Below are 15,792 nucleotides of genomic sequence, written 5' to 3'. Positions count from 1 at the left end.
TACGTCTCTACCCCTCCGAGCACCTCGCCCTCCTTGTCCCTGAAAAGGGCTGTCGAGACGGTGAGGGGAATGATCTTCCCGCTTTTGAGCCTGACGACGGTATCGACGTTCGTCCGGGGCTCGCCCGTCTCGAAGGTCTGCTTCATGGGACAGATGCCCGGGCACAGATCGACACCCATCACGTCCCTGCAGGACTTTCCGATCGCGTCGGAAGCCGCGATGCCGGTGAGTTCCTCCGCGGCCCGGTTGATGGAAGTGATCCTCCAGTCCCGATCGATCGTGATGACGGCATCGGAAATGCTGTTGAGAATAGCCTCGACCTTCTCCTTCTCCAGCTCCTTCTTTTCATACGCCAGTTCGAGGTCGTGAATGAGAGCCTGTATGTGGTGTATGACCCGTATGCTCTCGACGACGCCCACGATATCCCCCGACGAATCCCTGACGGGAGAGGTGTGCATGCATATCGGCGTCTCCGATCCATCCTTCCCGAAGAGCCTGATATTGAAATGGGCGATCGTATCCTTCTTTTCAAGGCACTCATCCAGGGGACAGGGGTCTCCGCACAGCTCGCACCGGACAAGGTCCCTGCACCGCATGCCGGAAGATTTTTCCGTTTCCGTATCGAAGAGCTTCGACGCGGAGGAGTTGATCGACATGACTTTCTTATCCTTCGATATGACGACGAGCGCGTCAGCCATGCCTTCCATGAGTTCCAGATACCCTATGGGCCTGCCTTCTTCCATAGATCACCTCGCTGAGGCACCCTGCTTTCCGGTTTTAAGCTGCCAGCGAAAGGAGCACGCCGCCGTTCATTGTGCCACGAAGCCATCGGCTTTTGCAACATGCAACAATTTATTTCATACATTCCCCTGTATCGGGACCAAGCTTTCACGCCGGACCCTTATTTCGCCAGACAGAGGTGGCATGTAAAACCGGTTCCAAATCCGGTCTTTTGGGGGCGATATTGAGACACAAACATGCATCCTCGCCCCGGGGTTTCGCCCGGAAAACCATGAAGGGTAACCTGTGAAGGCACAATGTTTTTCCTTGACATATCCCCCCTTATATGTATACAGTATACACATAGGAGGCCCCTCCTCCTTGTATGCCCATCTCCTTCCTATTTTTTAGAGAGAGGAGCCTGTCCTTTCCGGGGCAGGCTTCTCTCTTTTTCCGGGACCGGACCTGTTGGATTCATGTATAATCTCAGCAGGATGAGGGGAGATACGAAATTTACCTTCCGGCAGGTTATCGAGGCAGCCAGGGTCCTTGGTCTCGGCGACTCGGCCACCCTTGCAGAAATAAAGAACGCCTACCGGGAGCTGGCCCGGATACATCACCCCGACATGGGGGGCGACGGGGCAGATGCCGGAAAGTTTCTGGAAGTTTCTTTCGCCTACAACGTCCTTCTCGAATATGCGAAGTTCTACCGGATCGAGTTCACCGAGGAGGCCTACCTCAAAAGGTATCCCGAAGAGAAGCTGAGGCGGCGTTTCTACGCAGACCCCATCTGGGGACCGGGAAAGAGCGAACCCGAATCTTAGCTTTCCCCGGCAGCTTACTGATAGTTTTTCTCGTTTCCCAATTTTTTTTTTGCAATCAAAATCGAGTTATGTATAATACTTTGAAATCAAAAATTGACCGGAACTGAAACGAAATGAAAAACTGGCCTTTTTCTATCGCCCTCGCTCTGTCCTTATTCATCGCCGGCAGCTGCTCTCAGCAGGGAAGTTACACGCAGCCGATCGCCTACGATCACAAAAAACATGTCGATGAGGCTGGCCTCGACTGCCTGGACTGCCACAGGAGGGTCCTCACCCATCAGAAGGCAACGATACCCAACATCGACGTCTGCCAGGAGTGCCACGATGAAGCGATGACCGAGAGCGAAGAGGAGAAAAAACTCGTAGAATACATAAGCGAAAACCGGCAGATCCCCTGGATCCAGGTGCACCGCGTCCCGGACCACGCCTACTTTTCCCACAGGCGCCACGTGGCGCTGGGAAGGGTGGACTGCGAGCAGTGCCACGGGAACGTGTCCGCAATGAGCCGCCCCTTTTCGAAGCCTGCGGTAAAAATTACCATGGAGTGGTGCATGGAGTGCCATGAGAAAAACAGCGTGGATTTGGATTGCGCAACATGCCACCGGTAAATAAAAGGAGCAGTTGATGAACATTTCTCGTCGCGACTTTCTTCGCCTTCTGGGCGTAACGGGCGCCGTCGCCGGGGGCTATTCCCGGGTCTGGGCCGTGCCGGATGACTGGATGGAAAAGATAATATCCGGGCCCCGCATCGAGACCTGGAAAGTATCGACCTGCGGGCAGTGCCCGGCAGGGTGCGGCATTCGCGTCCGGCTCATCGATGACATCCCGGTGCGGATCCTGGGAAATCCCATCGCACCGGTGAACAGAGGATTCACCTGCCCGATGGGGGAAGCGGGCCTGGAGCTCCTCTACCACCCCGACCGGTTGACACAACCCCTTGTGCGCACGGGCAAGAAGGGAGAGGCGTCATTCGAACCCGTATCCTGGGACGAAGCCATCAAACAGGTCGAGCAGGCGCTGACAACCCTCCGGAGGGAAAAGCGCTCCGACCGTTTCGGCTTCATCCTGGGAGACGGCAATAGCCTGCTCGCCCGTTTCACGGAAGAGTTCATGTCCGGTTTCGGCTCGCCGCACCTCTTCCCCTGGCGTCCCCCCGCGGTAAACGAACTCGGCCTTTTCCAGGGGGGCGGGATATTCCCCGCACTCGCCTTCGACCTTAACCGTTGCGACTACCTCCTGACCTTCGGCACGAACCTTCTCGAAGAGACCCCCTCGCCCGTTCACTTCAATTCCCTCTATGGCTCCTTGAAGGAAAAACGCCCCCGCACGGGGCTGAAGATGATCCACCTCTCACCGCGCATGTCCCACGCCGGCATCAACGCCACGGAGTGGGTGAAAATTCTGCCGGGAAGCGCGGGCGTCCTCGCCCTGGGAATGGTCTACGTAATCATAAGGGACAAGTTCTACGACCAGGAGTTCATCGGAAAAAGCACGATAAACATAAAGAATATAAGGGAATTCCAGGACATGGTGAGGCGGAATTTTTACCCTGACCGCGTCTCCGAGCTCACCGGCGTACCTCCCAAGAAGATTATCCAGCTTGCCCGCGGCTTCGAGTCCGCACGGGCTCCGCTGGCCCTTTCCGGAGGCACGGCCGACGCAACAGAGACAGCCCTTTTCAACCAGTGGGCCGTGGCTTCGCTGAATGCCGTCTCCGGGAGCTTTTCCACCACCGGGCTCTGGCGGGAGCCTGCCGCGCTCCCCTGGGGGCCGGTGAGGGAAAACGCCTTCGACCCGCGCTCCCGGTCCTTCACCGGGAAGGATCTGAAACCGGGCGATAACGCCCTGCCCGCCTCCTGGGCAGCGCAGGCGCTGCCGGAACTTTTCCCGCAGGGAAAGGCTCCCGAACTTTCCCTGCTGATGATCGCCCAGGCAGACCCGGTATTCCAGGCCGCGAATCGAGAGGCCTGGGAGGGGTTCCTGAGCAGGATACCGAAGGTGGTGCAGTTTGCAAGCTTCATCGACGACACCTCATCCTTTGCCGATATCGTCCTTCCCCTGCCGACCTATCTGGAGCAGTGGGATCTCACGCTGCCCGTCCCCAACCTTCCCTTCGCCCAGGTGGGACTCATGCAGCCCGTGGTGAGCCCCGTGAAAGGCCCCCGCCCACTTGGGGATGTGCTCGTCAAGATAGCGGCGGATCAAAACGTCAAGATTCTTCCGGGCGCAAGGTTAAAATCATACCGTGAATACCTCCAGGCCCGGATGAAGCAGATCTTCAACTCCGGAAAGGGAACGCCCTACTTCGAGGAAGTTTCCCTCGAATTTCTCCAGGAGATCCGCAAGCGCGGCTGGCAGGTGTACAGTTATCCCGCTTTTTCGGATTTCTGGCGATTGCTCACCGAGAAGGGAGGATGGTGGGATCCCGACGGGTATCCCGACGCCGACTGGCGGGGGGAGAAGAAGTTCACCTTCCCAACCCTTACGCGGCTGGACCAGCTCTTTACCGAAAGATCTTTCCAGAAACCTTCCGGGGGAGGTGAGGATACGGGCAGGGACCCGCTTGCGTGGCTGGAGGAGAGGGCCAAGGGGGCCGAAGCCAGCGATATCTTCACCCTCGTCCCCTTCACGACCCTGATGAACATCACCGGCTTCGGGGCGAGCCAGCCGCTCCTTCAGGAGCTCTTCGGGCTCCATCCCCGCCTCTACTGGCAGACCTGGGCGGAGATAAACCCCGAGCGGGCCATGGTGCTGGACCTGAAAGAGGGTGATCAGATCCGCGTCACCACGGAAAAGGGCTCTTTCACCCTTCCCGTGAAGATAGTCCCCACCGTCTCGGCAGACATCCTCTCCGTTCCCTTCGGGCAGGGGCACAAAGGATCGGGAAGGTACGGGAAAAACATCGGGACAAACGCGATCGCATACCTCGATTACCGGGTGGACCCCCTGAGCGGCCGCACTTCGTGGCAGTCTACACAGGTGCGCGTGGAAAAGATAACGAAATAAGGAGCGTGAGACATGAAGTGGGGCATGGTCATAGATCTCCAAAAATGCACCGGTTGCGGCGAGTGCGCGGCGGCCTGCAAGCTGGAAAACAACGTGGCGATCGTGGAGCCCGAAGAGTCAGCGCTGGGTCGTTCAATGCTCTGGATGGACATGCTCACCATGTACGAGGGGGAATACCCCCTCCTCCGGGTGAGGCTGATTCCGCGCCCGTGCATGCACTGCGAACACCCACCCTGCACGAAGGTCTGCCCCGTCCGGGCCACCTACATAAACGAAGAGGGCATCGTTGCACAGATATATCCCCAGTGCATCGGCTGCCGCTACTGCATGGCTGCCTGCCCCTACACGGTCAAATCCTTCAACTGGTACAAACCGGAATGGATAAAAGAGAACCGCGCCACGAAAAACCCCGACGTCTCTGTCCGCCCCGTCGGCGTGGTGGAGAAGTGCACGTTCTGCCACCACCGCCTGCAAAAAGCCAAGGAGCAGGCAAAGTACGAAAACCGGGAACTTCTGGAAGAGGACTTCCAGCCCGCCTGCGTGGAAAGCTGCCCGACCGGGGCCATCGTATTCGGGGACCTGGACAATCACGAGCATCACGTAAGCCACCTGAAACACAGCCCGCGGGCAATGAAGCTGCTGGAAGACCTGGGAACTGAGCCGAAGGTGATCTATCTAACGGAGGTGGATTAAATGGAACGGACTTCCGTAAGCCCCCATCCCGACGCCGCTTTGCTCAGGCCCATTGAAAATCCCGGCAGGGGGTTCTACTACATCGTCGCCATTCTTCTCGCCGTTATCTTCTACACCATGTACATCTACGTCCGCCAGCTCAAATACGGGCTGGGAGTGACCGGAATGGCACAGCCCGTCACCTGGGGTTTTTACATCATAAACTTCGTCTTCTTCATCGGGATCAGCCACGCGGGCACTTTGATTTCGGCAATCCTGCGCCTCTCCAACGCCGAGTGGCGGCGCCCGATCACGCGAATGGCCGAAGTCATCACCGCCATCGTCCTCGCAATAGGAGGTTTGCATCCCATTATCGACCTGGGCCGCCCTGACCGGGTCCTCCACCTGTTCTACAACGGCCGCCTCCAGTCGCCCCTGCTCTGGGACGTGTGCAGCATCACGGCATATTTCACGGCCAGCACGGTGTATCTCTACATCCCCATGATCCCCGACATCGCGATCCTGCGGGATCGGGGAGTCCGGCCACGCTGGCTCTATAACTTTCTCTCCTGGGGGTGGCAGGGAACCAAGCGCCAGCACGAGGTGCTCGAGCGGGCGATGAACATCCTGATGGTGATGGTCATACCCATCGCCGTGTCGGTCCACACCATCATCTCCTACATCTTCGCAATGACGGTGCAGCCCGGGTGGCACAGCACCATATTCGGTCCCTATTTCGTCGTGGGAGCCATCTTCTCCGGGATCGCGGCGATACTCGTGGTCATGATCGTATTCCGCAAGTTATTCCGGCTGGAAAGGTACCTCAAGCAAATTCACTTCAACTATCTCGGCATCCTCCTGCTCATCATGTCCCTGATCTGGTTCTATTTCACCTTCTCGGAGTATCTCACGGCATTCTACGGGCACGAGCCGAACGAGATGCGTGTTTTCTGGTACAAGTTCACGGGGAAATTTGCCCCCTTCTTCTGGGGTATGGTGATCTGCAATTTCGTGATTCCCGTGGCCCTGCTCTCAAACCGTAAAACACGGACGATCCCGGGTATATTAGTTGCGTCCATCACCGTGATCATCGGCATGTGGCTCGAGCGGCTCGCCATCGTCGTCCCGTCGCTGGCCAATCCCCGCCTTCCCTACCCGACGGGTATCTACGTTCCCACCCACACGGAGTGGATGTTGTTCCTCTGGGGTGTATCCGTGTTTGCCCTCGGGTACGTTTTGTTCGCGCGGTTCTTCCCCGTCATCTCCGTCTGGGAAATCGAAGAGGGGCGTGAAGAGAGCGCCCACATCGTGGGGGAGCGCATAAAATCATACCAACCCGATATGGAACTTCATGAGCCGGAAGAAAAGGCATCCGCCGAAGTCGCCAAGCCTCCGCCGCCAGGCGATGAAGGAGGGGAAACATGACTCTTTTCCGACCAATAGATACACCCATTCCCTCGCGTGTGAAGGAGGGCTATAATGAACAATAAAACGATCTTTATCATCCAGGTCCTGTCGCTGTCGTTCATCTGGGTGCTGTTTACCGGCATCGCCGTCTGGATTCTCAACCTGATCAAGGTTTCACTCGCGCTCAAGGATGCACCCGACGCTTCCGTGGCAATCAGCATCGTCGCCATTCCCGTATTTTTCACCCTCGCCTCAGTGTTGACGTACGTGTTCATCGGCTTGCAGAGGGGAAGGAAGGAATAGGCGGGCCGCGGGGAAGAGCCGGGGGAAGGGTCGGCCGAAAAAACAAGAACTACGGGAGGTTTGAATAACCATGCGAAACAGGAGATTCCGCCATATAACCCCGGTGATTTTCAGCCTGGCCCTCTGCTTCCTCCTGGTTGTCTCCGGATGCGGGGAAGGGACCAAGAAAGCCCCCGAGAAGGCCAAGCCTGAAGCCGTGAAAAAACGGGTCACGAAAATAGACCAGGTCAGGGTCCGGAGGTATTTCCTGGTCAGTGATCTTTTCTCGGGAAGGAAAATCTTCGAGGAAAAGCACTGCAGCCAGTGCCACGCCATCTTCGAAAAGGAAGAGAAAGCGGGACCTACCCTGGATACATCCGAGTTTCGCGGGAGCTTCCTCGACATATTCTCCACCCTCTGGAACCATGCGCCCCAGATGGCGGTGCACATGAGAAAAGAGGGGCTGCCGCGGCCCGACTTCAGCACCCCGGAACTGAACCAGCTCGTCTCGTTCCTCTACATGCTGCCCTACCTCAGCGAACCCGGTGACCCGGCAAAGGGCGAAAAGATACTCATGGAAAAACTCTGCTTCAACTGCCACTTCAGGGGAAGTGCGGGAAAGAGGGGGGGGGTATCCCTTGACCCGCTGGGTGCCTACAAATCCCAGATCATCCTCATACAGCGAATGTGGAACCACGGGCCCATGATGATAAGCCAGATGATCTCAACGGGCACACCCGTTCCGAAGTTCTCCGGGAAGGACATGGCAAACCTCTTTGCCGCCCTGACCGAGGGAGAAAGGGGCGAGAAAAAGATCTTCCTCGGCATCGGCGATGCAAACAGGGGGCGGACGCTGTTTGCCGAGAAAAAGTGCATCAGCTGCCATGCCGTTTTCGGGCAGGGGGGAAAGCAGGGCCCCGACCTGGGGGAAACGGTCTCCCAGGCGGGCGTTGCCGAGCTGACGGCGCTGTTGTGGAATCACTCCGGGGAGATGCAGGAAAAATTCCGGGAGAAGAACCTCTCGTGGCCCTACTTCTCGGAAACGGAGATGGGCGATCTCATCGTCTACCTCTACTCCCTGAACTATATCGACAAACCGGGAGACCCGTCGAAGGGGGCAAAGATACTGGAGCAGAAAGGATGTGCAGACTGCCACTTCGAGACGGAGGAGGATAAGAAGACCTTCCTCAGGCAGGTTAGGCCCGATAACAGCATACAGTTCTCCAGCTACCTGTGGAACCACATACCGAACATGGAAGCCAACATGGTAAGCCAGGCCGTTACCTGGCCCGAGCTCACGGGCCAGGAGCTGCGCGATATCCTGGCCTTCCTGCAGAGCCAGTAGACGACTGCAGTTCGCAGTTCATAGCCCAACAAAAACAGAAGCCCGGAAGCACAGAGGCCCAGCTCGTATATTCTTCTTACCTCATAACGCTCTTTTTTTCCGGAGCTTTTGCCGTTTGGATCCTCTCCAGATCTATTTTCCGCTCTCTGATGCTCATTTTTACGCCGCCGGCTCTCATTCCGCAATTCGCATTGCCGTGAACAATTGATCATCCTTCACAGTCTCTCATCTTAAATAATTGCCATGGGGTGAGGTGCGTAGGATACAATAGTTTCTTACATCAATCTTCGAAAGGTGGAGGGCCGGGTGTTTTCCGAACTCATGTTTCTCGCCACGGGGTCCTTCGTGATCGCCCTCTCGGGGGCGCTCATGCCCGGACCGCTCTTGACGATCACCATCGGCGAATCGGTCAAGCGCGGCGCGAAAGCCGGGCCCCTTCTGATCGTGGGACACAGCATCCTCGAGGGGGCTCTCGTCATCCTCCTGCTGTCGGGTCTTTCCTCGCTCATCGTCAAGACGGGGTTCAAGATATTCTCGTTTTTCTCGGGGGGAGCGATCCTGCTGATCATGGGGTACTCCATGGTCCGGGAATCCTCCACCATCGACATGGAGCAGGTGCGGGGCAGCGGGGAAAAGAGGGGAAACATCATCCTCCTGGGCATTCTCGGGTCCATTTCGAACCCCTACTGGATAATCTGGTGGGCCACCATCGGCCTCGGATACCTCGTGGCGTCGATCAAACTGGGCGTTCCCGGCGTCGTGTGCTTTTTCATCGGCCACATCCTGGCCGATTTCGCCTGGTACACGGTCGTCTCCTCGGCAATCGCCAGGGGGAAGAAGGTTTTTTCAGCCAAGGTCTACCGCCGCGTCATATGTGCCTGCGGCATCTTTCTGATCGGTTTCGGGGGATGGTTCCTCTTCGGGTGCTACAAGCTCATCGCTGCATGACCGGCAGCGGGGGGATGAAGGCGGCAAGACCGGCGAAGCAACCGCCGTCCACCCATGGACATGCATCGTTTTCCGGTTTTTTGTTCCCCACCCTTGATGCGGCAATCCGCCGACCCGACGCCCTCTGCCTCCCGATCTCGGGGGGCACGGAATCCCGGGAGGGTTTCAGGCAGGGAATCCCTCGGCCTCTTCAACGTCGGCTTTCGTCTCGGCCCGGGAAGAGGTGAAATCCCCTGTTTTGATCGGAATGGCGACCTTCAGGATTATCGTGTACAGGAGCATCCCGAATCCCCAGATGCCCATTCCTATGAGGAACTCCGTAAACGTGGGGGTATATTCGTATATCTCTCCCAGAACATCCGGGATAAACCCCGGGATCACCAGGCCCATCCCCTTCTCGATGTACACCCCGTGCAGTATGAGTATGCAGCCGATGTTGAGGGTTATGAGATTTTCCCTCGTCTTCGGAATGAGGAGCAGCAAAAACCCCATGATGTTGAAAAGTATGGCGATCCAGATAAATGGAACGAGAGCGTTTTTGCCGTGAAGACCCATGTAGAGGTACTTGAATGACGCGATGTGGGTCGTGTCCGAGTAGTACTCCTTGAAATATTCGCAGACGAGCAGGAAGAGGTTTATGGCCATTGCGTAGGCGATGAGCTCGGCGATCTTGAAGATCGCCCTGTTGGTGATCCTTATGTTGGTCACCCTCCTGGCGATCTGAAACACGATGAGCATCAGTGCCGGTCCCGAACAGAATGCGGACGCTATGAACCGCGGGGCGATAATGGCCGAGTTCCAGAAGGGCCGCGCGGCGAGACCGTTGTAGAGAAAGGCCGTGACCGTGTGAATCGACACCGCCAGCGGTATCGAGGCGAGTATCAGGGGCCAGTATATCGCTTTGTTCGGCTCTCTGTTGTGATAGTGGTTGTAGATGATGTACCACGCGATGACCACGTTTATCACGAGGTAACTGTTCAGCGCTATGATATCCCAGGCAAGCAGCGACACGGGGAAGTTCATGCGGCCGATTCTCGGAATGAGGTGCCACACCCTGTCGGGGCGGCCGACGTCCACGACGACGAAGAGGATAGCCATGATGATTGCGACGATGGCGAGAATCTCCCCGATAACGGCTATCTCCTTTATGTCCTCGAACTTGTATATGTATCCCGGTATGACGAGGTACACGGCCGCCGCGGCAACGCCCACCAGGAAGGTGAAGTTGGCGATGTAAAACCCCCAGGAAACCTGGTCCCTCATGGCCGTGACGATCATCCCTTTGTTCAACTGAATCAGGTAGCAGATCACCCCGAGGACGACAAAAAAGATCAGGTAGCCGACCCACCAGTAATAGATCTTGGGTCCCTTGATGACGAGGTTCAGGACCTGGCCGAAAAACGTCGTTGATTGCTTTTCCTTTTTCATTCCCCCTACCTCTGGCTTTTTTATATTCCGAAATAGTAGAAAAACTTGGGCTGCGTGTTCAGCTCCTCCTTGAATATGAACACCCGCTTATTTTCAATGGTATACCTGATCTCGCTATCGGGATCATTTAAATCCCCGAACTTCCTGGCACCAACGGGGCACACCTCGACACAGGCCGGATACCTCCCGTTTCTCGACCGCTGGATGCAGAAGGTGCACTTCTCCACCACACCGACGTACCGGGGCCTGTTGCCGAGGTAATGGGTTTTGGGGTTGAGCTCCTCCTCCGGTATTTTCGGCTCCGCCCAGTTGAAATGCCTTGCTCCGTAGGGACAGGCAGCCATGCAGTACCTGCACCCGATACACCAGTTGTAATCGACCACGACGATCCCGTCCGGCTCCATCCACGTTGCCTGGACCGGGCAGACCTTCGTGCAGGGGGCGTTCCTGCACTGGTGGCACTGCACGGGCATGTAAAAATACCCTTCCTCGGGAACGAGATCGGGATTGTAATAGAGCTCGGCCTCCTCCACGTTTATGCCCTTCTCCTTCTCCATGCGGAGAACCTTTATCCACTGGATCTGGGGCTCCCTGGACTGGTTGTTCTCCTCCACGCACCCGTAAACGCATCGCCTGCAGCCGATGCAGCGGGAAAGATCCAGGGCATAGGCGAAGAGCGAATTGGGTATGTGAGGTTCCGCCGTTACCTCCACCTCTCTTCCGAACTTTTTTTTGTATTCATCCTCGAGCCGGGCAAGAACCCGCTCGAGATCCTCTTTCGTGAACTTCTTGAAATGCTGCTGGAAAAGCTCGCTCATGGAAAAAGAGAGGGCCTCTGCTTTTCTTCGCGCAACCAGGGTCGAACCGACGGCGGCACCCACCCCTTTCAAAAACTTCCTCCTGCTCCTTCTTTTCGCTTCCGATGTCTTTGTGTGGGACATGTTTTCTACTCCTGAAATGAAATTGCCCTTATTTGATATCTTCCGGACTGGCCGGGGGCGGCAGCGGTATGAGCGGCTTGAACCTCGGGGAGTGAGGGTTGTGGCAGTTGGCGCACAAAAGGTACTGCTTCTGCCCGTCCCACATTCCCGTCCGCTTGCCGTGAACGCCGGCTCTCCAGTCTCTGTACTTGTCGCCATGGCACTGGCCGCAGAGCCTGAACGATTCGGTGAAGGGAACCGTATCGCCGTTTGCCAGTCGCAGAACATCCCTGTTTTCCGCATCATGGCAGTCCAGGCACCAGCGCTGGCCCGCAGCGTGCGTTAGCTCGATGTCCGTGTGCTCGTCTTCGAGCTCCCGTCTCTGCCTGTTCGGCTCTATGTCCTCGTGGCAGTCCGAGCAGGGGAATATCCCTTCGGTGAAAGGCGGGGGTGCCACAGCGAAGGATCTCACGTCTTTGCCGTGACAGACGGAACAGCGCTGTTTGTACAGTTTCTCACCCTCCCTTATCACCTGCTTCACCTTGTCCTGCTCGATGTCTTCGGCGATGCTCCTTAAATACGCGATCACGTAAGAGATGTTGTCTTCACCCAGTTCCTTGCCGAAAGAAGGCATATCCTTTCCGTGCCGCCCCTTGGCTATAGATTCGAATATCTTCTGATCCGTCGAGCCGTACCTCCATTCCTTGTCGATGAGACTCGGCCCTGACCTTCCCTCCGCATCTTTGCCATGGCAGGCGGAACAGTTCTCCAGGTACACCGGCCTTCCCTTGGCGGCCTGAATTTTCGCCCTGTGGGTTTCCTTTCCATCCTTTGAAAGGCTCTTCAGGAAGGCGATAATGTCCCATATCTTCTCATCACCGATATATTTTCTCCAGCCGTGCATGCCCCCCGGGCGTCCCTTCGAGATCGACTCGAAAAGCTTTGCATCCGTTGCCCCGTACTTCCACCTTTTCCTTTCAACGAGGTTCGGACCGATAGCACCCTGACCATCAGGCCCGTGGCAGACACCGCAGTTTTCCCGGTAGGCCTTCTCACCTTCCGAGATCATGACCTTCTTTTTCAGCCCCTGAATCTCCTGGGTCATGCTCCTGATATAGGAAACGATGCTCCAGATCTCCTCCTCCTTCAGATTTTTTCCAAAGGGCGGCATACCACCCGGGCGCCCCCCGGCGATGGATTCGTAGAGCTCCTGGTCCGATGCGCCATACCTCCACTTGTCATCGGACAGGTCCGGACCCACGTGCCCCATTGACCTTTTTATCTTCAGTTCCCCCCCGGCTTTCTCCTCTGCCTTCCCCCCTTGTGCGACAAGCGAAACGGAAACCACGAGAGACAGGGCGGCGAACACATAAAGACGGGTCCCCTTCGTTAAAGTTCGAGTAAACATCGAAACTTCTCCTTGGATTAGATTGTTACCATGATATGTGTGATATCCAAATAAGAATAGTTACCACATGCAGAATGTGTCAGTCAACGATTTACCGACTGTAAAAATTATATCACAGCCTNNTTATGATACCTGATGAAAAAGACCAGAAACAGGACCATGAACATAAACGCCGACAGCAGGTAAAAGGAGTCGTTGAAGCCTTTCATCAGGGCCTGCCTCTTCATCTCACCATACACCCCCTGCATCGCAACCTGCTCCGAGAGGGCGGGTCCCATCCCCGTCTTTCCCAGTATAAAGAGCTTGATCCTGGCAAGAGAGATGTTGAAGCCCTCGTTTAACCGGTGCATGTGCTCGGAGAGGCGCAAATGGTGGAACTGGGAGCGCCGGGTGACCATGGTGGTGGAGAAGGCGATGCCGAAGCTGCCGCCCAGGTTCCGGAGAAAGTTGTAAATCGACGTGGCGTAGCCCATCTCGGGCTTCGGAATGAGCGAAAGGGTCAGGTTGGTCAGGGGGATGAAGAGGAACGCCATCCCCATACCGAGGACCATGCGGGGAATCATGATCGACACGAAGTCGGCATGAAGGTTGAAACGGCTCATCAGGCGCGTGGAGAGGGCGCAGAGAAACACCCCCACCACGAGCACGTACTTGGGATTGTACCTGTCGGTGAGCCTGCCCACGATGGGCATGCAGACGAGGGTGACGACGCCCCCCGGAGCCAGGATCCACCCCGCCTGAAAGGCCGAGTAGCCCATGAGGATCTGGACGTAGAGGGGCAGAAGGACGATCGAGCCCAGGAGGTTGAAGAAGGTGATGAACATGGCGATATTCCCCGAGGCGAAGGAGATGTTCTTAAAGAGCCGGAGATTGATGATGGGCCTTTCGGCGAAGTAGAGCTCCCTGATGGCCAGGAGAATGAGGGCCAGTATCGAAATGATTGCGAGGTACACGATGAAAGAGGACTGGAACCATGCCTCCCGCTCGCCCTTGTCGAGGATTATCTGGAGCGCCCCGACGCCGATGGTCAGCAGGATGATTCCCCAGTAGTCGATCCTCCCCTTTATCCTCTCGAAATAGGGGGGATCGTGAATGAAGAGAACCGTCATCAGGATCGCGATAATCCCGATTGGCCCGTTGATGTAGAATATCCATCTCCAGGAGAGCGCGTCCGTCACGTACCCCCCGAGAAGCGGGCCCGCGATGGGGCCGAACATGGCGCCCACGCCGAAAATGGCCATGGCCATCCCGTGCTCCTTCGGCGGAAAGGTCTCGAGAAGGATGGCCTGCGAGATTGGCTGGAGCGCCCCGCCGGCGAGCCCCTGGAGGACCCTGAATGCAACGAGCATCATAAGGGACGTCGAGGCCCCGCACAGTATGGAGCTCACGGTGAACAGGGTAATCGACCCGATGAGGTACCGCTTCCTCCCGAACATCCGCGCAAGCCACCCCGACATGGGGATGATGATGGCGTTCGACACCAGGTATGAGGTGAGCACCCAGGTGGCCTCATCGATGCCGGCGGAAAGGGACCCCCGTATGTGATCGAGGGCAACGTTGGCCACGCTGATGTCGATGATCTCTATCATGGTGGGGATCATCACGGTTATCGCAACGATCCACTTGTTCACCCTCGTGGCGGGCATCTGTTACCTCGATACGAGGACGGTGGGCACCACGGACATCCCGACCCGCAGGGACACATCTTCGGGGATCGGTTCGGTAAAGACGATCTTGACGGGAACCCGCTGGACCACCTTTACGTAGTTTCCCGTTGCATTCTCGGGAGGAAAGAGGGAAAATGCCGACCCCGTCCCCGCCATGAAGCTCTCTATCCTTCCGTGGAGCTTTCTCCCCTTGTAGGTATCCACCATGATTTCGACGGGATCGGAAACCCGCATGTGCTCAATCTGGGTCTCCTTGTAATTTGCCACGACCCACAGCTCTCCGTTTGCGACAAGCGCCATCACCGGCTGCCCCACGGTGATATAGTTCCCCACCTCGACGTTCTTCCTGGTAACGTACCCACCCCCCGGGGAGACAAGGGAGGTGTACCTGAGGTTCAGCCGGGCGTTTTTAACGGAAGCCCCGGCGCTCTCTATAGCCGCCTTTATGGTCTCGAGAGAAGACGCGAGGGAGGCGAGACTCGCTTCCTTTGCCTCCTTTGCAGCGCCTGCGATCTGAAGTGCCGTTTTCGCCTTGTCGAATTCGCTCCGGGGAATGGCCTCCGATTTCAGGAGGCTCTCCGCCCGGTCGAAATCGATTTTTGCCTGGTCAAGCTCCGCCCCGGCGAGCTTCACGTCCGCCCGCGCAGCGGAAACCGCCTTCGTCGTCTGCACCAGCCGCTTCTCCTCCGATACGAGCTTTGCCTCCTCCTCGGCAAGCATGACCTCGTAGGGTTCCGGGTCGACCCTGACCAGGACGTCTCCTTTTTCCACGTGCTCGTTGTCAGCGACCAGCACCTCGTGGACCGTTCCCGCCACCCGGGGGGAGATGGTGTACACCGTGCCCTCTATGAAGGCGTCGTCGGTCTTGATGTGGGTCTTGCGGAACTGGTATACGAAATAACCGATTACGGATCCGGAGATAAGAAGAATCGCAAAGATGACAAGGGCGATCTTTCCCCTTCGCCTGTTCCTGTTCTTTATCTCAACGCTGTCGGTTTGCATACGCTATTTCCTCATTTCCCTGACGAGCATTCACGTCCTCGATAAATTATACAGGTGATGGTCGTCCCGTGTCTCGTGTCCCGGGAAAAACAAAAAAAATCGGGCATGATAATCGATGTGAAATGCTCTGTTATTAATTCAGAATCGATCATAAATTGTCAAG

Annotated in this window: 14 protein-coding genes; 8 read left to right on the top strand and 6 right to left on the bottom strand. The window is 56.7% G+C overall.

Annotated elements, in window-relative coordinates:
* A partial coding sequence (locus tag GTN70_09010; protein ID NIO17123.1) for a PAS domain-containing protein occupies window positions 1–743 on the bottom strand: 743 nt, incomplete at its 3' end.
* A 471-nt stretch (window positions 744–1,214) separates the two neighbouring features.
* Between GTN70_09010 and GTN70_09005 the strand changes: the two genes are divergently transcribed.
* From GTN70_09005 to GTN70_08970, 8 genes are all read left to right on the top strand, one after another.
* Window positions 1,215–1,544: a DnaJ domain-containing protein gene (locus GTN70_09005; protein NIO17122.1), complete on the top strand. Its 330-nt coding sequence runs from the start codon at window positions 1,215–1,217 to the stop codon at window positions 1,542–1,544.
* Window positions 1,545–1,657: 113 nt separating this feature from the next.
* Window positions 1,658–2,152, top strand: a complete 495-nt coding sequence (locus tag GTN70_09000) for a cytochrome C (protein ID NIO17121.1) — start codon at window positions 1,658–1,660, stop codon at window positions 2,150–2,152.
* A 16-nt stretch (window positions 2,153–2,168) separates the two neighbouring features.
* Window positions 2,169–4,550: a molybdopterin-dependent oxidoreductase gene (locus tag GTN70_08995; protein ID NIO17120.1), complete on the top strand. Its 2,382-nt coding sequence runs from the start codon at window positions 2,169–2,171 to the stop codon at window positions 4,548–4,550.
* 12 nt (window positions 4,551–4,562) lie between these two features.
* Window positions 4,563–5,243 (top strand): 4Fe-4S dicluster domain-containing protein, encoded by a 681-nt coding sequence (locus tag GTN70_08990; GenBank protein ID NIO17119.1) that lies wholly within the window; start codon window positions 4,563–4,565, stop codon window positions 5,241–5,243.
* Entirely contained in the window at window positions 5,244–6,647 is a 1,404-nt protein-coding gene (locus GTN70_08985) for a polysulfide reductase (protein NIO17118.1), read from the top strand. It begins immediately after the preceding gene.
* Between the two features lie 54 nt (window positions 6,648–6,701).
* Window positions 6,702–6,932, top strand: a complete 231-nt coding sequence (locus GTN70_08980; protein ID NIO17117.1) for a hypothetical protein — start codon at window positions 6,702–6,704, stop codon at window positions 6,930–6,932.
* Window positions 6,933–7,002: 70 nt separating this feature from the next.
* Complete coding sequence (locus GTN70_08975; GenBank protein NIO17116.1) at window positions 7,003–8,256, top strand: c-type cytochrome; 1,254 nt, start codon at window positions 7,003–7,005, stop codon at window positions 8,254–8,256.
* 321 nt (window positions 8,257–8,577) lie between these two features.
* The gene (locus GTN70_08970; protein ID NIO17115.1) at window positions 8,578–9,204 is read left to right on the top strand and encodes a LysE family transporter; all 627 of its coding nucleotides are present in this window, start codon (window positions 8,578–8,580) and stop codon (window positions 9,202–9,204) included.
* A 165-nt stretch (window positions 9,205–9,369) separates the two neighbouring features.
* On the opposite strand, the gene GTN70_08965 is transcribed toward GTN70_08970, so the two are convergent.
* The 5 genes from GTN70_08965 to GTN70_08945 form a co-directional block, all read right to left on the bottom strand.
* Complete coding sequence (locus GTN70_08965) at window positions 9,370–10,632, bottom strand: polysulfide reductase (GenBank protein NIO17114.1); 1,263 nt, start codon at window positions 10,630–10,632, stop codon at window positions 9,370–9,372.
* Window positions 10,633–10,652: 20 nt separating this feature from the next.
* The gene (locus GTN70_08960; protein NIO17113.1) at window positions 10,653–11,573 is read right to left on the bottom strand and encodes a 4Fe-4S dicluster domain-containing protein; all 921 of its coding nucleotides are present in this window, start codon (window positions 11,571–11,573) and stop codon (window positions 10,653–10,655) included.
* Window positions 11,574–11,601: 28 nt separating this feature from the next.
* Window positions 11,602–12,960: a c-type cytochrome gene (locus GTN70_08955; protein NIO17112.1), complete on the bottom strand. Its 1,359-nt coding sequence runs from the start codon at window positions 12,958–12,960 to the stop codon at window positions 11,602–11,604.
* A gap of 107 nt (window positions 12,961–13,067) precedes the next feature.
* On the bottom strand, window positions 13,068–14,606 hold the full coding sequence (locus GTN70_08950; GenBank protein NIO17111.1) for a DHA2 family efflux MFS transporter permease subunit: 1,539 nt from the start codon (window positions 14,604–14,606) through the stop codon (window positions 13,068–13,070).
* A gap of 3 nt (window positions 14,607–14,609) precedes the next feature.
* Complete coding sequence (locus tag GTN70_08945) at window positions 14,610–15,629, bottom strand: HlyD family efflux transporter periplasmic adaptor subunit (GenBank protein ID NIO17110.1); 1,020 nt, start codon at window positions 15,627–15,629, stop codon at window positions 14,610–14,612.
* Between the last annotated feature and the right edge of the window lie 163 nt (window positions 15,630–15,792).

It is taken from the genome of Deltaproteobacteria bacterium (genome assembly GCA_011773515.1).
Classification (GTDB): domain Bacteria; phylum Desulfobacterota; class Deferrimicrobia; order J040; family J040; genus WVXK01.
This window is presented reverse-complemented; position numbering and strand designations above follow the sequence as displayed.